This is a genomic window from Stenotrophomonas sp. YJH_SMC_29 (assembly GCF_059371235.1).
The window spans coordinates 68,487-90,736 of the sequence record NZ_JCAFUK010000015.1 but is presented as its reverse complement, the minus strand read 5'-3'; the positions used below and the strand labels follow the sequence as shown (position 1 = coordinate 90,736).

The window sequence follows — 22,250 nt, the reverse complement described above, 5'->3', positions numbered from 1 at the left end:
GACCGGCATGCAACCGCAAGCGTTGAAGCACCTTGAAGGGCCCGCGACGCGGGTGATGGTGGTCGATGGTTCGAAGCTGGTCCGCAAGCTGATCGCCGACGTCCTGCAGCGCGACCTGCCGGGCGTGGAGGTGATCGGCTGCGACAGCATCGAAGACGCGCAGCAGGCGCTCGCGCAGGGCCCGGTGGACCTGGTGACGACCTCGCTGACCCTGCGTGATGGCGACGGCCTGGCGCTGGCGCGGATGGTGCGCGAAGCGGCCGGCCAGGCTTACGTGCCGGTGATCGTGGTCTCCGGCGACGCCCAGCAGCACCTGGAGCAGCGCCGTTTCACCGAGTACGTCACCGACTACTTCGACAAAGCGCTCGGCCATGAAGCGCTGGCGACCTTCATCCGGGGCTATGTACAGCCGCAGACCATTCCCGGCGCGACCATCCTCTACATCGAGGACAGCCGCGTGGTGGCCGAGGCGACCAAGCGCATGCTGGAACGCCAGCAGTTGAGCGTGCTGCACGTGGTCAGCGCCGAGGAGGCATTCACCCTGCTCACTGCCGAGTCGCTGGGCCGCAGCCGCCACCGCATCGACCTGGTGCTGACCGACGTCACCCTGAAGGGCGAGCTGAGCGGCCGCGACGTGGTGCAGCGCGTGCGGGTGGACTTCGGCTACGGCAAGCGCCGCCTGCCCGTGCTGGTGATGACCGGCGACGGCAACCCCCACAACCAGACCGGGCTGCTGCAGTCCGGTGCCAACGACCTGGTGCTGAAGCCGATCGAAGAGCGGCTGCTGGTCACCAAGGTGCTGTTCCAGCTGCGCCTGGCCCGATTGAATGATGGACCCTTGTTGCGATGATCGATGAAGTAACCGACACCCCGACGATCCAGCTGGAACCGAGCTGGAAGCAGCACGTCGGCGAGTACCTGTTGCAGCCGCAGATGCGCGAGCTGTCGGCCTTCCTGCGCCAGCGCAAGGCCAGCGGCGCGGCGGTGTTCCCGCCCGGGCCGCAGATCTTCGCAGCGTTCGACGCCACGCCGTTCGAGCAGGTGAAGGTGGTGATCCTCGGCCAGGACCCGTACCACGGGCGCGGCCAGGCCCATGGCCTGAGTTTCTCGGTACTGCCCGGCGTGCCGGTGCCGCCGTCGCTGCTGAACATCTACAAGGAGATCGAGACCGATCTCGGTATCCCGCGCCCGGACCACGGCTGCCTGATCCCGTGGGCGCAGCGCGGCGTGCTGCTGCTCAATGCCGTGCTGACGGTGGAAGAGGGCAAGGCCGGCGCGCACCAGGGCCGCGGCTGGGAAGGCTTCACCGATCACGTGGTGGATGTGCTCAACCGCGAGCGCGAAGGACTGGTGTTCATGCTCTGGGGTGCCTATGCACAGCAGAAGGGCAAGGTGATCGACACCCGCCGCCATCGCGTGCTGAAGTCGCCGCATCCGTCGCCGCTATCGGCCCATCGGGGCTTCCTCGGCTGTCGTCATTTCTCGATGGCCAACGAGTACCTGCAGCGCCACGGCCAGGCCCCGATCGACTGGTCGCTGCCGCCGCGCTCGGCACTCTGAGCGTTGGCGGGCCGCCGGGCCTGAACACCGGGCAACGTCCCCGGGCCTGAATGGGCCTTCAGAGCGGCCCGTTCAGCTCCGCTTGACTGGAATCGGCCGCTTCATGGCAGGTAATTGCTTGAATTCCAAGGGATTGTGAATCCCGAAAAGCGTGCTCGCCACTGTCATCAAATCGCGCTACGGTAGGGCTCTGTTTGGGACCAGTGTTGCATCAATAGGATGCTGGAACTTTTTCCTCCTTTAGCAGTTCAAATCCCGGACTGCTAAGATGGGTGCCTATGAGCCAGAACACCTCTACTGCCCTTGTGGCAAACAATCTCCCGATTCCCAGTGCGCTCGGTTCGCTGGACGCCTACATCGGTGCCGTGCACCAGATCCCGGTGCTGTCGGTCGATGACGAACAGGACCTGGCCCGTCGCTTCCGCGATGGCAACGATCTGGACGCCGCCCGCGAGCTGGTGCATTCGCACCTGCGCTTCGTGGTGCACGTGGCCCGCGGCTACAACGGCTACGGCCTCGCCCTGGGCGACCTGATCCAGGAAGGCAACATCGGCCTGATGAAGGCGGTCAAGCGCTTCGACCCGGACATGGGCGTGCGCCTGGTTTCCTTCGCGGTGCACTGGATCCGTGCCGAGATGCACGAGTTCATCCTGAAGAACTGGCGCATCGTGAAGGTCGCCACCACCAAGGCGCAGCGCAAGCTGTTCTTCAACCTGCGCAAGTCGAAGACGCGCCTGGGCTGGATGAACGCGGCGGAAGTGAGCGCGGTGGCCAAGGACCTGAACGTGTCCGAGCGCGAGGTCATGGAAATGGAGTCGCGCCTGTCCGGCCGCGATATCGGTTTCGATGCGCCGACCGACGAGGACAACGAACACGCACCGCCGTCGCCGGCTGCGTTCCTGGTCGCCGATGACGAAGACCCGTCGATGGCCTACGAGCGCGAGGACAGCGAAGACAACCAGATGCAGCTGCTGCGCGAAGGCCTGGCGGAACTGGATGCGCGTTCGCGTGACATCATCCGCCGTCGCTGGCTGGATGCCGACAGCAAGGTGACGCTGCAGGAGCTGGCCGACGAGTACGGCGTGTCGGCCGAGCGCATCCGTCAGGTTGAAGCGAACGCGCTGAAGAAGATGAAGGCGCTGTTCACCGCGTAAGGCGGGATGGCGTTGAAGCAATGAAAAGGCCCGGCACTGCCGGGCCTTTTCTTTTCGGTGGCGTTCTCATCCATGCATGGCGTGGATCTACCAATGTCAGTAGAGCCACGCCCTGCGTGGCTGCGGCGCGGTCGTCACTCTTCGCGTGCGATCGCGCGCCAGCCAATGTCGTTGCGGTGGAACTCGTTGGCCCAGCTCACCTTGGCCACGCCGGCATAGGCATTGGCCTGCGCGTCGCGCACGCTGTCGCCCAGTGCGGCCACGCACAGCACGCGGCCGCCGGCACTGACCACCTGGCCCTGCGCATCCAATGCCGTACCGGCATGGAACACCTTGGCACTGGCCGGCACCTCGTCCAGGCCGGAAATCACCTCACCGGTGATCGGCGCTTCGGGGTACGGCCTGGCCGCCAGCACCACGCCCAGCGACGGGCGCGCATCCCACTGCGCTTCGACCTGGTCCAGCCGGCCATCGATGGCGGCTTCCACCAGTTCGACCAGGTCCGACTGCAGGCGCAGCATCACCGGCTGGGTTTCCGGGTCGCCGAAGCGCACGTTGAATTCGATCACCTTCGGTGCGCCGCTGGCGTCGATCATCAGGCCGGCATAGAGGAAGCCGGTGAAGGGAATCCCGTCGGCGATCATGCCCTGCACGGTGGGATTCACCACCTCGCGCATCACGCGTGCATGCACCTCCGGCGTCACCACTGGAGCTGGCGAGTAGGCGCCCATGCCGCCGGTATTCGGGCCGGTGTCGCCGTCGCCGACCCGCTTGTGGTCCTGCGAGGTGGCCATCGGCAGCGCATGCACGCCGTCCACCATCGAAATGAAGCTGGCTTCCTCGCCGTCGAGGAATTCCTCGATGACCACGCGGGCGCCGGCATCGCCGAACGCGTTGCCGGAGAGCATGTCACGCACTGCGTCTTCGGCTTCGGTCAGGCTCATCGCGACGATCACGCCCTTGCCGGCGGCCAGGCCATCGGCCTTGACCACGATCGGTGCGCCCTTCTCGCGTACATACGTCAGCGCGGCGTCCACGTCGGTGTGCACGGCGTAGAACGCGGTGGGGATGTTGTGGCGCGCCAGGAAGTCCTTGGCGTAGGCCTTGCTGCCTTCCAGCTGCGCGGCAGCGGCGGTCGGCCCGAAGATGCGCAGGCCGGCGGCGCGGAAACGGTCGACCACGCCGGCCACCAGCGGTACTTCCGGGCCGACCACGGTCAGTGCCACGCCTTCAGCCTGGGCCAGCGCCAGCAGGCCGTCGATATCGGTGACCTTGACCGCCACGTTGCGGCACTTGCCTTCGCTGGCGCTGCCGGCATTGCCGGGCGCCACGATCACTTCAGTGACACGGGAGGACTGGGCCAGCTTCCATGCCAGGGCGTGTTCGCGGCCGCCAGAGCCGATGACGAGGATCTTCATGGGACAGGGTTCTCGGGTACGGAAGAGAAAAGCCGGGCAGGGCCCGGCTTCGTGATGCGGATCAGTGGCGGAAGTGGCGCACGCCGGTGAACACCATGGCCAGGCCATGTTCGTCGGCGGCGGCGATCACTTCGGCATCGCGCATCGAACCGCCCGGCTGGATGACCGCCTTGATGCCGGCGGCAGCGGCGGCATCGATGCCGTCGCGGAACGGGAAGAACGCATCGGAAGCCATCACCGAGCCCTCGACCACCAGGTTCGCATCGGCGGCCTTGATGCCGGCGATGCGGGCCGAGTACACGCGGCTCATCTGGCCGGCGCCGACACCGATGGTGCGGTTGTCCTTGGCATAGACGATCGCGTTGGACTTGACGAACTTGGCCACCTTCCAGGCGAACAGCAGGTCGGTGAACTGCCTGTCGGTCGGCGCCAACTTGCTGACCACCTTCAGTTCATCGCGGGTCATGCCGCGGTTGTCCGACGACTGCAGCAGCAGGCCCGAGCCGACGCGCTTGCTGTCGAAGTTGTTCAGGCCGTCGCCGTGCGGGATGCGCAGCACGCGCACGTTGGCCTTCTTCTGCGCGTATTCCAGCGCGGCCGGCTCGTAGTCCGGGGCGATCAGCACTTCGACGAACTGGCGGTCGAGGATCACCTTGGCGGTGGCCGCGTCCAGCGGCTTGTTGAAGGCGATGATGCCGCCGAAGGCGCTGGTCGGGTCGGTGGCGTAGGCCAGCTCGTAGGCATCGCCGTTGCCGGCACCGACGGCCACGCCGCACGGGTTGGCGTGCTTGACGATGACGCAGGCCGGCGCATCGAACTGGCGCACGCATTCCCACGCCGCATCGGCATCGGCCAGGTTGTTGTAGCTCAGCTCCTTGCCCTGCAGCTGCTGGAAGGTGGCCAGCGTGCCCGGCACCGGGTACAGGTCGCGGTAGAACGCGCCGCTCTGGTGCGGGTTCTCGCCGTAGCGCAGGTCCATCACCTTCACGAAGGTGGAATTCATCTGCGCCGGGTACTCGGCACGGGCCGGCACGGCCGCGTCGGTGGCGGTGACTGCCGACAGGTAGTTGCTGATCGCGGCGTCGTACTGGGCGACGCGGTTGAACGCGGCCACCGAGAATGCGAAGCGGGTGGCAGCCGTCAGCTGGCCGTTGTTGGCCTCCAGCGAGGCCAGCAGCTCGGCGTACTGCGACGGGTCGGTGGCCACTGCCACGCGGGCGAAGTTCTTGGCCGCCGAGCGCAGCATCGCCGGGCCGCCGATGTCGATGTTCTCGACTGCGTCGGCCAGGGTGCAGTCGGCCTTGGCGGTGACCGATTCGAACGGGTACAGGTTCAGCACCAGCAGGTCGATGGCACCGATGCCGTGTTCGGCCATCACCGCGTCATCCAGGCCCGAACGGCCCAGCAGGCCGCCGTGCACCATCGGGTGCAGGGTCTTGACCCGGCCGTCCATCATTTCCGGGAAACCGGTGACCTCGGCCACGTCCTTCACGGCCAGGCCCGCATCGCGGATCGCCTTGGCGGTGCCGCCGGTGGACAGCAGCTCCACGCCGCGTGCCGCCAGCGCAGTGGCCAGCTCGACCAGACCGGTCTTGTCGGAAACGGAGAGGAGGGCCCGGCGGACGGGCAACAGATCAGCAGTCATGGGACAGAATCGGCAGCGGAGCGGGGCCGATATTGTAGGCGGTGGGGGCCGGTGGCGGGCGCTGATGGGGAAATTCAACCCGCATCGATGGCCTGTGGCCGCCTTCAGCACCGCCCGGCCGGGGGGCGGTCCGCAAGCAATTCGATGGGGCGCGCTGCCCCAATCGGGTAGGCTGTGCCGGAACTGCCAAGGATCAGCGGGTTCGGATCGTGTCGATCTATGCATTGAAAGGACGTTTTCAGGACCTGTTGCGTCCGGCCGTACGCGGCCTGTACCGCATGGGGATCACCGCCAACGCGGTGACCGTGGCCGCCGCCGTGGTCTCGCTGCTGGTGGCCGCCGCCGTATGGTGCTGCGCGCCGGCCCAGCCCCTGCTGTACCTGCTGCTGCCGCTGTGGATGCTGCTGCGCATGGCGCTCAACGCCGTGGACGGCATGCTGGCCCGCGAGTTCGGCCAGCAGTCGCGGCTGGGCGCCTATCTGAACGAGCTGTGCGATGTGATTGCCGACGCGGCGCTGTACCTGAGCCTGCTCAGCGTGCCGGGCGTGCGCACCGAGGCGCTGTGGCTGCTGGCCTGGGCGGCGGCGCTGAGCGAGTACGCCGGTGTGCTGGGGCTGATGGTCGGTACCAGCCGTCGCTATGACGGCCCGATGGGCAAGAGCGACCGCGCCTTCGTGATCGGTGTGCTGGGCCTGCTGCTGGCGTTCGAGTGGGTTGGCGCGACGACGGTCACCGGCGTGGCCGCGGCCCTGGCCGTGCTGTGCGTGCTGACGATGATCAACCGCGTCCGTCGCGGACTGCGGGAAGCGGCGGTTTCGCCGAATTAATCAAGCAGATACAAAAAGACAATCAGGAGATTGCATGCGTCAGGCGCAGGAACGGGAATTCCACAGCTTCGACCAGGTACCGCTGTTCTACCGGTACTGGGCGGGCTCCACCGCAACGCCGGCCACCCAGGCCATCGTGCTGCTGCACCGCGGCCATGAGCACTCCGGGCGGGTCACCCACCTGGTCGATGAGCTGGACCTGCCCGACACCGCCTTCTTCGCCTGGGATGCACGCGGCAATGGCCGCTCGCCGGGCGCGCGTGGCGATGCACCGGGCTTCCCGGCGCTGGTGCGCGACCTGGACAGCTTCATCGCGCACATCGGCGCCGAGCACGGTATCGCGGTGGAAGACATCGTGGTGATCGCGCAGAGCGTGGGCGCGGTGGTCGCCGCGACCTGGGTGCACGACTACGCCCCACGCCTGCGCGCGCTGGTGATGGCCTCGCCGGCGTTCAAGGTGAAGCTGTACGTACCGTTCGCGCGGCCGGGCCTGGCCTTGATGCAGAAGCTGCGCGGCAACTTCTTTGTCAACAGCTACGTCAAGCCGCAGTGGCTGACCCATGATCCGGCGCGGGTGGAAAGCTACCGCACCGATCCGCTGATCACCCGGCCGATCTCGGTGCGCGTGTTGCTGGGCCTGTATGAAGCGGCTGACCGCATCGTCGCCGATGCGCAGGCCATCAGCGTGCCGGTGCAGCTGCTGGTGTCCGGTTCCGACTTCGTGGTGCATCGCGGCCCGCAGGACCGCTTCTACGAGCGCCTGTCCAGCCCGATCAAGGAGCGCGTGCACCTGCCGGGCTTCTTCCACGACACGCTGGGTGAACGCGATCGCGCACCGGCACTGGCGCGCATCCGCAGCTTCATCCAGGCGCGTTTCGCCGAACCGTTGCGCAAGCTGTCACGGCGCGATGCGCACCGCCACGGGCCGACCTTCGAAGAGTCCGAGATCCTGGCCTGGCCGCCGCAGCGCAACAGCCTGGCCGACCTGCGCTGGCGCGTGGTGCGCGGTGGCCTGCGCTTCGGTGGCCGGTTGTCCGAAGGCATCGCGCTGGGTCTGCAGACCGGTTTCGATTCGGGTAGCACGCTGGATTACATCTACCGCGACGAAGCACGCGGCAAGGGCCCGTTGGGGCGGATGATCGACCGCAACTACCTGGATGCGATCGGCTGGCGTGGTATCCGCGTGCGTGGCCAGCACCTGCAGGAACTGCTGCGCGACGCTGCCCAGCGCCTGCGCGGGCAAGGCACGCCGGTGCGCGTGCTGGACGTCGCCGCCGGCCATGGCCGCTATGTGCTCGAAGCGCTGGGCCAGGGCGAGCAGCGCGCCGACCGCATCGTGCTGCGCGACTTCAGCGATCTGAACGTGGCCCAGGGCCAGGCGTTGATCGAGCGCCTGGGCGCGGCCGATATCGCGCGCTTCGAGCAGGGCGATGCGTTCGATCCGGCACAGCTGGCGAGGGTCGATCCGGCGCCGACGCTGGCGGTGGTCTCGGGCCTGTACGAACTGTTCCCCGACAACGACGCTGTGCTGCGCTCGCTGATGGGCATCGCCGCGACCGTTCCGGTGGGCGGCTACCTGGCCTATACCGGCCAGCCCTGGCACCCGCAGCTGGAATTCATCGCCCGTGCGTTGACCAGCCACCGCGGTGGCGCGGCCTGGGTGATGCGCCGCCGTACCCAGCAGGAGATGGATGAGCTGGTGCGCCTGGCCGGGTTCGAGAAGGTGGCGCAGCGTATCGACGACTTCGGCATCTTCACCGTGTCGCTGGCGCGCCGGACCGCGTGATGGCGACGCTCGCCGCATCCCCGCTGGCCGCAGAGGGGCGCCCCTGGCGGCGCGCCCTGTTGTGGCTGGCGCTGCTGGGTCCGTTCTTCTTCGCCAGCTATGGCTTCGCCAACTGGATGGCCGGCCGCCACGCCACCCTGCCGGTCATGGCGTTCGCCTGGGAAACCCACATTCCGTTCGTACCGTGGACGATCGTGCCGTACTGGTCGATCGACCTGTTCTACGCGATCTCGTTCTTCCTGTGCCGGCAACGCCTGGAGCTGGACCGGCACGCGCTGCGGCTGTTCAGTGCGCAGGTCATCGCGGTGGCCTGCTTCCTGCTGTGGCCGCTGCGCTTCAGCTTCGAACGACCGGAGATCGGCGGTATGTTCGGCTGGCTGTTCGATGTGTTGCTGGGCTTCGACAAGCCGTTCAACCAGGCACCGTCGCTGCACATCGTGCTGTTGATCGTGCTGTGGGTGAAGTTCGCGCAGTACCTGCACGGGGTGTGGCGCTGGGTGCTGCACGTGTGGGCGCTGCTGATCGGCGTCTCGGTGCTGACCACGTTCCAGCATCATTTCATCGATATCCCGACCGGCCTGCTGGCCGGCTGGCTGTGCGTGTGGCTGTGGCCGGAGCAGGGCACGCCACCGTTGCGGGCCTGGCGCACCGTGCGGGATGGCAGACGTTGGCGATGGGCGGTGCTGTACCTGCTGGGCGCCGCCGCGCTGCTGGTGCCTGTGGTCCTGCTGCGCGGCATGGCGTTGTGGCTGCTGTGGCCGGTGGTGTCGCTGCTGCTGGTGGCGCTGGCCTATGCCGGGCTCGGTACGGCGGTGTTCCAGAAGCGCGCCGATGGCCGCCTGAGCATGGCGGCACGCTGGTTGCTGGCGCCGTACCTGGGCGCGGCCTGGATCAATTCGCGGCTGTGGACGCGGCGTGCGCCGCAGCCGGTGCCGGTGACGGACGGCGTGTGGCTGGGGCGTATTCCCTGCGCGGCGTTGCCAGCACCGCTGATGGGCGTGGTCGATGCCTGTGCCGAGCTGTCCTGCCGCGCGCCGGGCGCGGCGTATGCCAGCGTGCCGATGCTGGACCTGGTGGTGCCCACGCCGCACCAGTTGCGCGAGGCGGCCGAGGCCATTGAGCGACTGCGGGTACAGGGGCCGCTGCTGGTGTGCTGCGCATTGGGTTACTCACGCAGTGCCGCCGGAGTTGCCGCCTGGCTGCTGCGCAGTGGGCGTGCCGCCGATGCCGAAGGGGCGGTGGCGATCGTGCGCGCTGCACGCCCCGGCATCGTGCTGGGCCCGGCACATCTGCGCGCCATTGCTGCTGCGGCGGGGGCCGGCGCATGAGTGCGGTTCCCGATCTGGCGACCATGCAGTTGTTGCTGCGCCAGGGACGGTGGCCGGCATCGCTGTCGCTGGGGCTGCTGCTGGCAGCGTTGCTGCTGCTGGGCGTCGAACCCGGGCTGGCGATGATCGCCGCCGGCCTGTTGCTGCTCAGCATTGCCGCGGGCATCGCACAGGCTTACCACGCATGGCGGGTCGGGCTGGACGCCGGCCTGCTGCAACTGCTGCGCGATGAAGGCCTGGACGGCGAAGCCGCTGCGCGCCGTACCGACCAGCTGCTGCACGACAGTGGCCTGCGCCGCGCACCGCCCGATGCGCCGCTGCGCGGGTGGGACCTGCGCTGGGCCGGCATGCGCCGCCTGCTGTTGCGGCAGTACCTGCTGACGGCCGTGCAGTTTGCACTGCTGCTAATTGCCGTGTTGTGGCCGCAGACGTGAACCGGAGGGGCCGATGTTCGCCGAACTGATTGCACGCGCCTGCAGTGGCGCGATCCATGTAGTGACCGGGGCACGCGCCCTGTGGATCGGCTGTGCGCCGTCCAGCGAGCGCCGCGTGTACTACGGCAACCACGCCAGCCATGGTGATTTCGTGCTGATCTGGTCGTCGATGCCACCGGCGTTGCGGCGCCAGGTGCGCCCGGTGGCTGCTGCCGAGTACTGGCAGCGCGACGGCCTGCGCCGCTACCTGATCGATGCGGTGTTCAACGGCGTGCTGGTCGAGCGCGAGGCCGGCCATCGCCAGCAGGATCCACTCCAGGCGCTGCGTGACGCGGTGGACGAAGACTGCTCGCTGATCCTGTTTCCGGAGGGCACCCGCAACGTGGGCGATGAACCACTGCTGCCGTTCAAGAGCGGCATCTACCACCTGGCGCGGCAACGGCCGGAGCTGGAGTTCGTGCCGGTGTGGATCGACAACCTGAAGCGGGTGATGCCGAAGGGCCGGTTCCTGCCGCTGCCGCTGCTGTGCACGGCCACCTTCGGCACGCCGCTGCGGCTGCAGGCCGACGAGGACAAGGCCGCATTCCTGGCCCGCAGCAGGCAGGCGCTGCTGGACCTGGCGCCGAATGGAGGTCGTGCATGAGTTTCGTGCTGGATGTATCTGGCGATCTGGCAACGCAGAGTGTCGGCCAGCAGACCGGCCTGCTGTTTGCCGGCGTAGGTGCGGTGCTGGTGCTGGCCACGCTGGTCGCCGAAACCCTGCGCTGGCGCCAGCGTGGGCGGCCCAGTGCAGTGATCGCCAACCTGGTCTCGCGCATCCGTGCCTGGTGGGTGATGGCGCTCGTGGTCGGGTTGGCGCTGTTCTTCGGTCGTGCCGGGGTGATCGTACTGTTCGCGGTCATTTCGCTGTTCGCGCTGCGCGAATTCATCACCCTGGCGCCGACGCGCTCGGGTGACTACTACGCGCTGCTGGCCGCGTTCTACATCGTGCTGCCGTGGCAGTACTACCTGGTGTGGATCGACTGGTACGGCATGTACACGCTCCTGATTCCGGTCTATGCGTTCCTGTTCCTGCCGATCCTGTCGACCATCGGCGGAGATACCACGCACTATCTGGAGCGCACGGCGAAGGTGCAGTGGGGGCTGATGATCTGCGTGTTCTGCATCTCGCATGTGCCGCTGCTGCTGAACCTGCACGTGCCCGGCCATGACCCGTCGCGCAACGTGCTGCTGTTCGCCTTCCTGGTGATCGTGGTGCAGTCTTCGGACGTGCTGCAGTACATCTGGGGCAAGCTGCTGGGCCGGCACCTGATCGCACCGAAGCTGTCGCCGTCGAAGACGGTGGAAGGCTTCGTGGGCGGCGTGCTGAGCGCCAGCGCGCTGGGCGCGGCGTTGTGGTGGATCACCCCGTTCACCCCGCTGCAGGCATTCGGCCTGTCGCTGCTGATCAACCTGATGGGGTTCTGGGGCGGCCTGGTGATGTCGGCGATCAAGCGCGATCGCGGCATCAAGGACTGGGGGCACATGATCGAGGGCCATGGCGGCATGCTCGACCGGCTGGATTCGGTGTGCTTCGCCGCGCCGGTGTTCTTCCACGTGGTGCGGTATTACTGGAAGGCGGGCGGCGGCTGACGTCGCCGGGCTTTCATCCACGCATGGCGTGGATCTACTGGACGGGCCGCGGGATTGCCGGGGCTGCATCCACGCATGGCGTGGATCTACTGGACGGGCCGGGGGACTGCCGGGGGTGCATCCACGCATGGCGTGGATCTACTGGACGGGCCGCGGGATCCGCCGGGGATGCATCCACGCATGGCGTGGATCTACTGACGGGGCGCGGAATTGCCGGGGATGCATCCACGCATGGCGTGGATGTACTGGTAGTGCCGGCCGCTGGCCGGCAACAGCAACATCAACCTGCCATCGTTCATTGGGTTGCCGGCCAGCGGCCGGCACGGCCCACCCGCGCGCTTACGCGCTGATGCCGTATTCCTTCAGCTTCTTGCGCAGGGTCGCGCGGTGGATGCCCAGCATCGCTGCGGCGCGGCTCTGGTTGCCTTCGCAGTGGTTGAGCACTTCCACGAACAACGGGATTTCCATCTCGCGCAGCACGATCTCGTAGACATCGTCCGCGTCGCAGCCATCGAGGTCACGCAGGTAGCGGCGTACGGACTGGGCGACGTGTTCACGCAGCGGTGGCCGGGGAGCGCCACGACTGTTGTCAGGACGAGAGAGGACAGCGTTCAAGGGGGTTCCCGATCTGGTTGGCCCGTGCGCGCGGAGCGCGCGGCCGGACGAGGTGGTGGCGGCCAGTCTAGCGCGAGCGTGCCCGACCTGCCACGGCTGGTCGCCTCTACCTTGGTCAGAGGAAGTCGAAGGTGAATGCGACGGTGGACGCGGCGGGCTCCTGCACGCGGAACGCGATGCGCGCGCTCTGGCCCGGTTCCAGCACGGTCGTGCCCGGGCTTTCGCCGAGGTATTGCGCGGGCGTGAACACGCCGCTGCCGATCACCCGGCCATCGGCATCGGACAGTGACAGGCGCAGGTCCGGCCAGGCCTGTGCCCAGCGCGCATCGTTGCGGATGCTGGCCTGCACCTGCAGCACGCCGGCCTGGCCGGGCAGGGGGCGGATCTCGCGGCTGGTCATGGTGAACGCGGTTGGCTCGTGCCACGCCGGCAGGCTGCAGCGCAGCGCGCCGCACAGTGCGCCCAGCCAGGCGCGGTTGCCGGCGTCGGCGGCCAGCCGGTCACGATCGGCCAGCACGCTCTGCAGGATCAGCAGCAGTGCCAGCGCGGCGACCAGCCCCCAGTGCCAGCGCGGCACCGGGAGTGCGCGGGGGCGTGACGTGCCCAGGAAGCTTGGCGCATCGCTGGCTACCGCCTGCGGCACCGGGGCCGCCACGACGGGTTCGACCACGACCGCCTCGTCGGCGATGACGGCGTCGTCGAACGGTTGTGTCTCTGCCCTTGGCGGCACGGGCGCATCGACCGGGTCGCGGGGCGGCGCCGCAACGTCATGCATCGCTGGTTCGGGCGTGCGCGCGTCGGTCTCAGGTGCGGCCTCGGCTTCCGGCGCGGGGCGCAGGAAGGTGGCCAGGGGACGGCGCGGCGGGGGCGGCTCGGACATGCTCAGGGTGCGGGCTCGGATCCAGCGGTCATTCAATCATGATCAGGCCCGGCGCACGCCGGTGATACGCATCCAGTCGCCATCCTGGGTGGCCTGCAGGTCGTCGAACCATGCGGCATAGCGCTGCAGCAGTTCGCCTTCCTGGCCCTGCAGGATGCCCGACAGGGCGATGCGGCCCCCGACGGCAACGCGCGCGGCCAGCAGCTCGGCCAGCGCGTCCAGTGCCGAGGCGAGGATGTTGGCAACCACGATGGGGTAGGTGGCGACCGGTTCGTCCTGCGGCAGGTACACGTGCATGCGGGCCTGCTCGCCGTTGCGCTCGGCATTGTCGGCGGTGGCGACCAGCGCCTGCGGGTCGTTGTCCACGCCGATCGCTTCGGCGGCACCCAGCTTCAACGCGGCCAACGCGAGGATGCCCGAGCCACAGCCGAAGTCGAGCACGCGCTGTCCCTGCAGCAGGCCATCGACGGCCAGCTGGTCCAGCCAGCGCAGGCACAGGGCGGTGGTCGGATGGGTGCCCGAGCCGAAGGCCAGGCCCGGGTCCAGCCGCACCACGGCAGCATCGGCGGCCTGCGCGGCGTCCGGCAGTTCATGGTTCCACGGCACGATCCAGGTCCGGCTGCCGAAATCCATCGGCTGGAACTGGTCAAGCCAGGCGCGTTCCCAGTCCTCATCCTCGACGGCACGGAAGCTGCCGTTGCTCCAGTCCAGTTCCGGATCGAACGATTCCAGCGCGGCCAGCAGCAACAGCGCATTGCTGTCGGCGGGGAACAGTGCGCTCAGCACCAGGGTGTCCCATAGCGGCGTTTCACCCACGCCGGGTTCGAGGATGGCCTGTTCGTTGCTGGTGTCGGCTTCGGCATCGAGCAGGGTCACGGCCAGGGCGCCGACGTCCTCCAGCGCATTCTCATAGCGGGGCTGGGTGGCTTCGGTGCAGCGCAGGGTCAGTTCCAGGAACGGCATGGCGGTGGGGACAGTCGCGGGAAAGGGGGCCATGCTAGACCATCGGGGCGTCTCCGTATTGCCTGAGATGCCGCCTCGATATGAACGGGGGCAGTTCAGACAGCCCTGCCGGGCCTTGCTAAACTCGGCGCTTTGCTGCGTGCCGTGAACGCTCACCTCGCCGATGGCCCTGGCTCCGACCCTGAAAACCTGGTTGCTCGTGCTGCCGGCGGTGGCCGTGCTGGGCGTGGCCGGGTACCGGGCCAGCGGCCATGCGGCGGCGGTGGCATCGCCATCGCCGGAACTGCCGACCGCAGTGGCCAGCGCTGACAGCGCCGCATCGCTGCCGGTGGTCCCCGAGGCGCTGGCGCGGCGGCTGGCGGCCTTCGAGCGCGGCAACATGCTGCCGTCGGGCCTGCCGCTGGACCTTCGCGCCGACATCGAAGACGCCAGCGACCTGTATGCCTACGCGCAGCGCCTGCGCGTGCAGGCCGACACCGGCAACCACGAAGCGCGCTGGATGCTCAGCCGCGTCTATGACTATTGCGCCCAGTACGCGCTCGACCCGGGCGGTTACCGCCTGGACAACAACGTGCTGAGCGGGCTGGGGCTGACGGCGGCGCCGGCGATGATCGAGGCGCGCGAGCGCGTGGCGCAGCGGTGCGGCGGTTTCGTCCCGGGCGACAAGCTGGGCGCGGCACTGGTGCTGGCCGAGCGCCGCAAGGCGGCCGCGCAGGGCAACCTGGCCGCGGAAGCATCGCTGTTCGCCGAGGGCGAGCCGTTGCACGACAGCGCCGAGTACCGCCGTGACCTGGTCGAGCGCGTGCGCACCTCGCGCGATCCGGAGGCCTACATGGCCATCGCGCCGGCCATGGGCGTACGTGCGGCGGGTGACCGCGCGCTGGATGGCCTGGTGGCGGGCGAGCAGCTCAGCGAGCTTGCATGGCGGCTTGCGGCCTGCGAACTCGGTCTGCCGTGTGGGGCCGACAGCGTGCTGGTCAACAGTTTTTGCGCGAACGGAGGGATCTGTTCGCAGGATGGGGCGCAGGATTTCCGGGATTTCGTGTATGACGCTGCGGTATCGCGGCAAGGTGCTGGGAAAATGAAGGAATGGATCAAGCGACTGGTTGGAAAGAGGGACGGGCGATGAATTACCGTCGATTCCTGCATGGGGCCAAGTTCTGGTTCTGGGTGGCGCTGTTCGTGGCCTACTCGGCCGGTGCGGTCGGCCTGCTGATGATCGATACCTACGAGGATCGCTACCGGCACCTGTCGAAGGTGGAGCTGACCACGGTGAAGGCGCAGGAAGACGTGCGCCGCGCCGGCGCCAGCCAGGTGGCTGCGGTCTATCGCGCGCAGAGCGGCATGCCGTTCGCTTCATTGCCGGCCGGCAGCACCTTCCAGGTGGTGTGGCCGGATGGTTCCACCGAAACCATGGTGATCGTCGATCCGACCTCGCCCAATGGCGTGCGGCCGCTGGCCCATTCGCAGATTCCGGCCGACGTGGCCGACAAGCGCTGACGCGGTCGCTGCAGGGCCCAGCCCCTGCCCGGCCGCGCTTTGCGGCATCGGCTCCACAGCAACAGAAAAGGGCGGGGATATCCCCGCCCTTTCCGTGTCCAGTCCCTGCTGCCGATCAGGTCAGTGCGATCGGCTTGTTCTTGCGCTCGGCCAGGCGCTTTTCCAGGTAGTGGATGTTCTGGCCACCGGCCTGGAAGCCCTTGTCGCGCATGATCCGCTGCTGCAGCGCGATGTTGGTCTTGATGCCGTCGACCACCATCTCGCTGAGTGCCACCCGCATGCGGGCGATGGCGGTTTCGCGGTCCGGGCCGTGCACGATCAGCTTGCCGATCATCGAGTCGTAGTTCGACGGCACGCGGTAGCCACTGTAGATGTGGGTGTCCACGCGCACGCCGGGGCCGCCCGGCGGATGGAAGCCGGTGATGGTGCCCGGGCTCGGCACGAAGGTTTCAGCATCTTCGGCGTTGATGCGGCACTCGATGGCATGGCCGGTCAGCACCACGTCGCTCTGCTTGATCGACAGCTTCTGGCCGGCGGCGATCTTCAGCTGCTCGGCCACCAGGTCGATGCCGGTGACCATTTCGGTGACCGGATGTTCCACCTGGATGCGGGTGTTCATCTCGATGAAGTAGAAGCGACCGTCCTCGTACAGGAACTCGAACGTGCCCGCGCCGCGGTAGCCGATGCGGATGCAGGCTTCCACGCAGACCTTGCCGATCTGCTCGCGCTGCTCGGCGGTGATGCCCGGCGCCGGGGCCTCTTCCACCACCTTCTGGTGGCGGCGCTGCATCGAGCAGTCGCGCTCACCGAGGTGGATGGCATTGCCCTGTCCGTCGGCCAGCACCTGGATTTCCACGTGGCGCGGATTCTCCAGGAACTTCTCCATGTAGACCTCGCCATTGCCGAACGCGGCCTTGGCCTCGCTCTTGGTGGTTTCGATCGAGGTCTTCAGCGAGGCTTCGGCGTGCACCACGCGCATGCCGCGACCACCGCCACCGCCGGCCGCCTTGATGATGACCGGGTAACCGATCTCGCGGGCGATCTTGGTGTTGGCGACGATGTCCTCGCCGAGCGGGCCGCCCGAGCCGGGCACGCACGGTACGCCCGCGGCCTTCATCGCGCGGATGGCTTCGACCTTGTCACCCATCATGCGGATGGTGTCGGCCTTGGGGCCGATGAAGATGAAGCCGGATTCTTCCACGCGTTCGGCGAAGTCGGCGTTCTCCGACAGGAAGCCGTAGCCCGGGTGGATGGCCTGGGCATCGGTGACTTCCGCTGCCGCGATCAGGGCCGGGATGTTGAGGTAGCTCTGCGGCGACGGCGCCGGGCCGATGCAGACCGACTCGTCGGCCATGGCCACGTGCTTGAGGTTGCGGTCGACCGTGGAGTGCACGGCCACCGTGCGGATGCCGAGGGTATGGCACGCGCGCAGGATGCGCAGCGCGATCTCCCCTCGGTTGGCGATGACGACTTTGTCGAGCATGGCGCGCCCCTCAGCCGATCACGAACAGCGGCTGGTCGAATTCCACCGGCTGGCCGTTCTCGCCGAGGATGGCAACGATGGTGCCGGACGTGTCGGCTTCGATCGGGTTGAACATCTTCATCGCTTCGATGATGGCCAGGGTTTCGCCTTCCTTGACCTGCTGGCCCACGGTGACGAAGGCCGGCTTGTCCGGGGCGGACGAGGCGTAGAAGGTGCCGACCATCGGCGAGCGCAGCACGTGGCCTTCCGGCAGTGCCGGGCCCGGCTTGGCGCTGCCGCCGGTGGAGGCTTCGGTCGGCGACTGCATCGGCATCGCCTGCGGCGCCGGGGCGGCCGGAGCGGCATACACCGGCGCGGCGACCGGGGGGGCATAGCCGGCCACCGGGGCGCGCGACAGGCGCACCGACTCTTCGCCTTCCTTGATTTCGATTTCAGCCAGGTTCGACTCTTCCAGCAGGTCGATCAGCTTCTTGATTTTGCGCAGATCCATGAGGGCCTCTTTGGTTTCTATCTAGGTGAGGAGAGCGCCGTGGGCGCCCGGGTCGACAATCAGGTGGCGGATACGCGCAGCAGCGCCGCGTCCATCGCGTAGCGGTAGCTGTCGGCACCGAAGCCGCACACCACGCCCACCGCCTTGTCACTGAAGTAGCTGTGCTGGCGGAACGATTCGCGGGCATGCGGGTTGGACAGGTGGATCTCGATGAACGGCACCGCCACCGCCGCCAGCGCATCGCGCAGGGCCACCGAGGTGTGGGTGAAGGCGGCGGGGTTGATCAGGATGAACGCGGTTCCGTCGTTGCGCGCGGCCTGCACGCGGTCCACCAGGACATGCTCGGCGTTGGACTGCAGGCTTTCCACCGCGTGCCCGGCGCAGGCAGCCTGGGTCGCCAGGGCCTGGTCGATGTCGGCCAGCGTGGTGTGGCCGTAGACCTCCGGCTCGCGGGTACCGAGCAGGTTGAGGTTGGGGCCGTGCAGGACCAGCAGCTTCGCCATGGGATCCGGTAGACGGGAAAGGGCGGCAGTCTGGCGGAACCGGCGGATGCTGTCCAGTTCGGCGAAGTTTGCAGCGTTTCAATCGATCGTTTTAAATTCGCCGAAGGGCTTGCGGCCGTATGCCGTGCGCCGGATCAAGGCGCACTGAACGCCGGGCGGGTGGCCGATGCATGCACGTAGGCCGACGATGGCGGCAGGCGGGGAGGAGACTGATGTCGCCATGGGCCGCAATGCGGTAGATCCACGCCATGCGTGGATGAGACCGCCGATCAGTGGATCCACGCCATGCGTGGATGAAGGAAGTTCGGTGCGCAGCACGCTACGCACCCACCGAGGGCAGCCCAAGGTGCGCTGCACACCACCCACCGCCGCCGTCACGCACCCGCTCACGTCTCCAGCGGCACGGTCGGCACCACGTTCGGGAAGACTTCCTCCAGCGGCTCGCGTTCGCCGGGTCTGGGCACCGGCCAGTTGTAGGCGTTCACCGGCTGCGCGCGGTTCACCCACAACGCGTAGTACAGATGATCGGCGCGGCCATCGCCGGTGTTGGGGTGGATCAGGATGGTCAGGCCCAGGCTGTTGAGCTGCAGCCACGGCACCAGCACCGGCAGCAGGTCGTTGGTGAAGCCGAAATAGAACGACGGGGTGACGTGCGGGCCGCGCGGCTCCAGGTTCCAGTTGCCCAGTTCCACCGGGAAGCGTTCGGCGGCCCAGCGCCGCAGCAGTGCGGCCTTCTCGAAGCTGTCTTCGTCGAAGTAGATATGCGCGTGGTAGCTCTTGATGTCGGTGTAGGCGCGCGGGGCCGTGGGCAGCGTGGCCTCGCCAGGGCGCACGCTGGCCGGGCGCGGGGTCGGTTCGCTGGCCGTGGCCAGCCCCCAGGGACTGCGGCCCTTCGCCGGCGGCGGGACGATGGCGCGGAATCCGGGGCGCCCCGGTTCGGTGGTGTTCGCGGCGCTGTCACTGCGCGGGGCCGCGCTGGCGGCCGACGCGCTGGCCAGGCCGCCAGCGGCCAGCCCGGCCGACGCGATCAGGCGACGGCGCGCGGGCGAGAGCAGGTCGGCCCAGCGGGCGTCATCGTCGCTGGCGTCGATCAGGGGCTGCGGGTCCGGGTGCATCGGGGCTCCGTGGGGCACTGTAGGGCAGGCAAGCACGCTCGGGCAGTGCACCCGGCGGCGTCCAATAAGCAGGCGGCATCACCTCATGCAGGTTGGCCCACGCCGTGATTGAGTGCCGCCGCGGGGCGGGCTAGGGTGCAGGACTGCCGCCCAGGAGCCCGCCATGACCCCGCTCGATGCCGACACCCAGCGCAAGCGCGCGAGTTTCCGCCAGCTGCATGCGCGCGGTTGTTTCGTGCTGCCCAATCCGTGGGACGTGGGCAGCGCCCGCTACCTGCAGCGGCAAGGCTTCCAGGCGCTGGCGACGACCAGCGCCGGCTGTGCCTGGAGCGAAGGGCGGCCGGATGGCGCGGTTTCGCTGCAGGCCACGCTGGCCCATCTGCGCCTGATGGCGGCGGCGACGTCGCTGCCGTTGAATGCCGACTTCGGCGATGGTTTCGGCGCAACGCCGCAGGCAGTGGAAGAGGCGGTGGCGGCGGCCATCGACACCGGTATCGCGGCGCTGTCGATCGAGGATGCCAGCGGCGTGGCCGATGCACCTCTGCGTCCGATCGACCAGGCAGTGGAGCGACTGCGCGCCGCCCGTGCGGCCATCGACCGTGCCGGGGCCGACGTGCTGCTGGTCGGGCGCGCCGAGAATTTCTTCGTTGGCGTGCCCGACCTGGAGGACACCCTGCGGCGCCTGCGCGCCTATGCCGAGGCCGGCGCCGATGTGCTGTACGCCCCGGGTATCAGCACGCGCGAGCAGATCCGTGCCGTGGTCGCCGCTGCGGGCTCGACGCCGGTGAACCTGCTGGTGGGGGGACCGACACCGCTGCGCCTGCAGGAGATGGCCGACCTCGGCGTACGCCGGATCAGCCTGGGCGGTGCGCTGGCGCGCGCGGCATGGGGTGGGCTGATGCAGGCCGTCGAGCCGATCATGCAGGACGGGCGCTTCGATGGCCTGCAGCAGGCGGCTTCGGGCGCGGCGTTGAACGCGCTGTTCCGCTGACGCACGCCCAGGCCTGCAATGGAGCCACCCCGTGCGTGGAGGGACGCGCGCCTGCGGCTACAGCGCTTCCATCCCACCGCTGGGCAGCGGCACGCCCGGCTCCAGCGCCGGCAGCAGCTGCCGCAGCAGTGCCGGGTTGTCCAGCATCGCCGCGCCGTCCAGGTAGCGCCATTGCGTCGTACCGGTGCGGCGTACGGCGACCAGGAACGAGGTGCTGCGCATCGGTGCTTCGCGCACGCGCAGCAGTGACTGGCGCGGCACGAAGCAGACTTCTTCGTCGCCGGCCGCGTAGGTGCGGCCCGGTACGCCGGCTTCATCGCTGATGACGCTGACCCCGGCCCTGCGCAGCGCCTTGACCGTGTCGCGGGCCATCTGTGCACAGGCCTCGTCGCCTCCGGCCAGCTGCTTCAGGCTGGGATGGGTGCGCGCGATGATGAGGTCGGTGTCGCCGCGCGCGAATGCCGCCATCATCGCCTGCGCATCCTGGCGCAGGGCGGCCGATTCGGCCGGGCCCAGTTCACCGGCCAGGGCCGGCCATGCGGGCACGGCCCACAGCAGGGCCAGCAACAGCGCAGACAGGCGTGCGTGCATCCTCGAACCTCCTCCGGGCAACCGACGCACTATACGGCGGACACGAAAACAGCATCCCACGCATGACGCTGGTATCCCGCGATCCGCTACCTACTATTGGTAGGTATTGATCGCGGAGCACCTCATGCACAGCCTGATTGTCATTGCCCACCCGGAACCCGGTTCACTCACCCACGCGATCGCGCATCGCATCGGCGACGCCATCAGCGGTGCCGACAGCCGCAACACCGTGGCCTACGCCGACCTGATCGCCGAAGGCTTCGATCCGCGCTTCAACCGCCACGACCAGGCATTGTTCCGCGGCACCGGCGCGGTGCCTGCCGATGTCGCGGCCGAGCACGCTCGGCTGGATGCCAGTGATGCGCTGGTGCTGGTCTATCCGCTGTACTGGTGGTCGTTGCCGGCAGTGCTGAAGGGATGGATCGACCGCGTCTTCACCCAGGGCTGGGCCTACCAGGATGGCGCCGACGGCAAAGTGCAGAAGAAGCTGCAGCGGCTGCGCGTGCACCTGGTGGCCCTCGGCGGCGCCGGCGCGGAGATGGTCGAACGCCGTGGCTACGCTGCGGCGATGAAGACCCAGATCGACAGGGGCATCTTCGACTACTGCGGTGCGCCGGTGCTGTCGTCCGATCTGCTGCTGGACGCCGATACCGGTGCGGCTGACGCGCATCTGCAGACCGCGTTGGCGATCGGCCGTAAAATCGGGGCTCCGACGCACTGATCGCCGTGTTCCGCCGATGCCCGCCCACGCCGCCCCCACGCGCCGCCGATTGACCCGCGAGCAACGCGCCCGCCAGTTGCTGGACGTGGCCTGGGCGCTGATCGGCGAAGAAGGCACCGACGCATTGACGCTGGGGCGGCTGGCTGAGGCGGCCGGTGTGACCAAGCCGGTGGCCTACGATCACTTCGTGACCCGCAACGGACTGCTGGCGGCGCTCTACGATGACTATGACGGGCGGCAGACAGTGGTCTTCCACGAGCGTATCGGCCGTGCCAGGGCACAACTGGCCGATCGTGCGGCGGCCATCGCCTCCGGCTACATCGACTGCGTCCTCAGCCAGGGCAGTGAAGTGCAGGGCATCCTCGCTGCGCTGGTGGGCGCGCCGGAACTCCATGAGGTACGTCGGCGCTACCAGCAGGACTTCATCGACAACTGCCAGGTCTGGCTGGGGCCGTTCGCCGCCGACGGCACCGTGCCGCTGGCGGGGCGCTGGGCCATCCTCGGTGCCGCCGAGACCCTGTCGGAGGGGGTGATGGCAGGCGCGCTGGACAAGGCCAACGCCGAAGCCGAGCTGCAGCAGCTGATCGTGGCCACGGTCAAGCGGCGCTGAGGCG

Annotated in this window: 24 protein-coding genes; 14 read left to right on the top strand and 10 right to left on the bottom strand. The window is 68.3% G+C overall.

From position 1 onward, the window contains the following. Positions 1 to 7 precede the first annotated feature (7 nt). The 3 genes from AC5P9I_RS16085 to rpoH all read left to right on the top strand — a co-directional run bounded on the left by AC5P9I_RS16085 (position 8) and on the right by rpoH (position 2,714). Positions 8 to 850, top strand: a complete 843-nt coding sequence (locus AC5P9I_RS16085) for a response regulator (RefSeq protein WP_130768245.1) — start codon at positions 8 to 10, stop codon at positions 848 to 850. Then, positions 847 to 1,560, top strand: a complete 714-nt coding sequence (ung, locus tag AC5P9I_RS16080) for a uracil-DNA glycosylase (protein WP_130768244.1) — start codon at positions 847 to 849, stop codon at positions 1,558 to 1,560. The genes AC5P9I_RS16085 and ung overlap by 4 nt, the downstream gene beginning before the upstream one ends. Positions 1,561 to 1,838: 278 nt before the next feature. Beyond that, complete coding sequence (rpoH, locus tag AC5P9I_RS16075; protein WP_005411269.1) at positions 1,839 to 2,714, top strand: RNA polymerase sigma factor RpoH; 876 nt, start codon at positions 1,839 to 1,841, stop codon at positions 2,712 to 2,714. 134 nt (positions 2,715 to 2,848) lie between these two features. On the opposite strand, the gene purD is transcribed toward rpoH, so the two are convergent. Beyond that, on the bottom strand, positions 2,849 to 4,132 hold the full coding sequence (purD, locus tag AC5P9I_RS16070) for a phosphoribosylamine--glycine ligase (protein ID WP_049470869.1): 1,284 nt from the start codon (positions 4,130 to 4,132) through the stop codon (positions 2,849 to 2,851). 61 nt (positions 4,133 to 4,193) lie between these two features. Beyond that, the gene (purH, locus tag AC5P9I_RS16065; protein ID WP_057495068.1) at positions 4,194 to 5,777 is read right to left on the bottom strand and encodes a bifunctional phosphoribosylaminoimidazolecarboxamide formyltransferase/IMP cyclohydrolase; all 1,584 of its coding nucleotides are present in this window, start codon (positions 5,775 to 5,777) and stop codon (positions 4,194 to 4,196) included. Positions 5,778 to 5,986: 209 nt separating this feature from the next. On the opposite strand from purH, the gene AC5P9I_RS16060 reads away from it, so the two are divergent. Genes AC5P9I_RS16060 through AC5P9I_RS16035 form a run of 6 tightly spaced genes read left to right on the top strand, consistent with a single transcriptional unit; the run spans position 5,987 to position 11,784 of the window. Beyond that, complete coding sequence (locus AC5P9I_RS16060; protein ID WP_049470873.1) at positions 5,987 to 6,604, top strand: CDP-alcohol phosphatidyltransferase family protein; 618 nt, start codon at positions 5,987 to 5,989, stop codon at positions 6,602 to 6,604. 34 nt (positions 6,605 to 6,638) lie between these two features. Continuing rightward, positions 6,639 to 8,390 (top strand): bifunctional alpha/beta hydrolase/class I SAM-dependent methyltransferase, encoded by a 1,752-nt coding sequence (locus AC5P9I_RS16055; protein WP_235644613.1) that lies wholly within the window; start codon positions 6,639 to 6,641, stop codon positions 8,388 to 8,390. A 23-nt stretch (positions 8,391 to 8,413) separates the two neighbouring features. Continuing rightward, positions 8,414 to 9,718, top strand: a complete 1,305-nt coding sequence (locus tag AC5P9I_RS16050) for a phosphatase PAP2/dual specificity phosphatase family protein (RefSeq protein WP_176422018.1) — start codon at positions 8,414 to 8,416, stop codon at positions 9,716 to 9,718. After that, complete coding sequence (locus tag AC5P9I_RS16045) at positions 9,715 to 10,152, top strand: hypothetical protein (protein WP_049470882.1); 438 nt, start codon at positions 9,715 to 9,717, stop codon at positions 10,150 to 10,152. Before AC5P9I_RS16050 ends, AC5P9I_RS16045 begins: the two co-directional genes overlap by 4 nt. Positions 10,153 to 10,165: 13 nt before the next feature. After that, the gene (locus AC5P9I_RS16040) at positions 10,166 to 10,795 is read left to right on the top strand and encodes a lysophospholipid acyltransferase family protein (protein ID WP_005411260.1); all 630 of its coding nucleotides are present in this window, start codon (positions 10,166 to 10,168) and stop codon (positions 10,793 to 10,795) included. After that, the gene (locus AC5P9I_RS16035) at positions 10,792 to 11,784 is read left to right on the top strand and encodes a phosphatidate cytidylyltransferase (protein ID WP_049470886.1); all 993 of its coding nucleotides are present in this window, start codon (positions 10,792 to 10,794) and stop codon (positions 11,782 to 11,784) included. The genes AC5P9I_RS16040 and AC5P9I_RS16035 overlap by 4 nt, the downstream gene beginning before the upstream one ends. A 339-nt stretch (positions 11,785 to 12,123) precedes the next feature. On the opposite strand, the gene fis is transcribed toward AC5P9I_RS16035, so the two are convergent. The 3 genes from fis to prmA form a co-directional block, all read right to left on the bottom strand. Next, the gene (gene fis, locus AC5P9I_RS16030; RefSeq protein WP_005419706.1) at positions 12,124 to 12,399 is read right to left on the bottom strand and encodes a DNA-binding transcriptional regulator Fis; all 276 of its coding nucleotides are present in this window, start codon (positions 12,397 to 12,399) and stop codon (positions 12,124 to 12,126) included. Positions 12,400 to 12,514: 115 nt separating this feature from the next. Further along, the gene (locus AC5P9I_RS16025; protein ID WP_049470887.1) at positions 12,515 to 13,279 is read right to left on the bottom strand and encodes a DUF3426 domain-containing protein; all 765 of its coding nucleotides are present in this window, start codon (positions 13,277 to 13,279) and stop codon (positions 12,515 to 12,517) included. A 42-nt stretch (positions 13,280 to 13,321) separates the two neighbouring features. Further along, entirely contained in the window at positions 13,322 to 14,242 is a 921-nt protein-coding gene (gene prmA, locus AC5P9I_RS16020) for a 50S ribosomal protein L11 methyltransferase (RefSeq protein WP_049470890.1), read from the bottom strand. A gap of 163 nt (positions 14,243 to 14,405) precedes the next feature. Here prmA and AC5P9I_RS16015 point away from each other — a divergent pair, with 163 nt between their 5' ends. Beyond that, on the top strand, positions 14,406 to 15,371 hold the full coding sequence (locus AC5P9I_RS16015) for a hypothetical protein (RefSeq protein WP_064239371.1): 966 nt from the start codon (positions 14,406 to 14,408) through the stop codon (positions 15,369 to 15,371). Then, the gene (locus AC5P9I_RS16010; RefSeq protein ID WP_032959077.1) at positions 15,368 to 15,742 is read left to right on the top strand and encodes a hypothetical protein; all 375 of its coding nucleotides are present in this window, start codon (positions 15,368 to 15,370) and stop codon (positions 15,740 to 15,742) included. The genes AC5P9I_RS16015 and AC5P9I_RS16010 overlap by 4 nt, the downstream gene beginning before the upstream one ends. 115 nt (positions 15,743 to 15,857) lie before the next feature. On the opposite strand, the gene accC is transcribed toward AC5P9I_RS16010, so the two are convergent. From accC to AC5P9I_RS15990, 4 genes are all read right to left on the bottom strand, one after another. After that, the gene (accC, locus tag AC5P9I_RS16005) at positions 15,858 to 17,225 is read right to left on the bottom strand and encodes an acetyl-CoA carboxylase biotin carboxylase subunit (RefSeq protein ID WP_014648613.1); all 1,368 of its coding nucleotides are present in this window, start codon (positions 17,223 to 17,225) and stop codon (positions 15,858 to 15,860) included. Positions 17,226 to 17,235: 10 nt separating this feature from the next. After that, positions 17,236 to 17,715 (bottom strand): acetyl-CoA carboxylase biotin carboxyl carrier protein, encoded by a 480-nt coding sequence (gene accB, locus AC5P9I_RS16000; protein WP_049470892.1) that lies wholly within the window; start codon positions 17,713 to 17,715, stop codon positions 17,236 to 17,238. Between the two features lie 59 nt (positions 17,716 to 17,774). Then, positions 17,775 to 18,218, bottom strand: coding sequence for a type II 3-dehydroquinate dehydratase (gene aroQ, locus AC5P9I_RS15995; RefSeq protein WP_049470895.1), 444 nt, complete (start codon positions 18,216 to 18,218; stop codon positions 17,775 to 17,777). Positions 18,219 to 18,604: 386 nt separating this feature from the next. Further along, the gene (locus AC5P9I_RS15990) at positions 18,605 to 19,333 is read right to left on the bottom strand and encodes a DOPA 4,5-dioxygenase family protein (protein WP_049470897.1); all 729 of its coding nucleotides are present in this window, start codon (positions 19,331 to 19,333) and stop codon (positions 18,605 to 18,607) included. Between the two features lie 163 nt (positions 19,334 to 19,496). Here AC5P9I_RS15990 and AC5P9I_RS15985 point away from each other — a divergent pair, with 163 nt between their 5' ends. Beyond that, entirely contained in the window at positions 19,497 to 20,324 is an 828-nt protein-coding gene (locus tag AC5P9I_RS15985) for an isocitrate lyase/PEP mutase family protein (protein ID WP_049470899.1), read from the top strand. 57 nt (positions 20,325 to 20,381) lie between these two features. Here AC5P9I_RS15985 and AC5P9I_RS15980 read toward each other — a convergent pair whose 3' ends face one another. After that, positions 20,382 to 20,915 (bottom strand): hypothetical protein, encoded by a 534-nt coding sequence (locus AC5P9I_RS15980; RefSeq protein WP_049470903.1) that lies wholly within the window; start codon positions 20,913 to 20,915, stop codon positions 20,382 to 20,384. Positions 20,916 to 21,039: 124 nt separating this feature from the next. Between AC5P9I_RS15980 and AC5P9I_RS15975 the strand changes: the two genes are divergently transcribed. Together AC5P9I_RS15975 and AC5P9I_RS15970 are read left to right on the top strand one after the other, a co-directional pair. Further along, positions 21,040 to 21,636: an NAD(P)H-dependent oxidoreductase gene (locus AC5P9I_RS15975; protein WP_049470904.1), complete on the top strand. Its 597-nt coding sequence runs from the start codon at positions 21,040 to 21,042 to the stop codon at positions 21,634 to 21,636. Positions 21,637 to 21,652: 16 nt separating this feature from the next. Further along, a complete protein-coding gene (locus tag AC5P9I_RS15970; RefSeq protein ID WP_130768241.1) occupies positions 21,653 to 22,246 on the top strand; it encodes a TetR/AcrR family transcriptional regulator in 594 nt (197 codons plus the stop codon). The last annotated feature ends 4 nt before the right edge of the window (positions 22,247 to 22,250 follow it).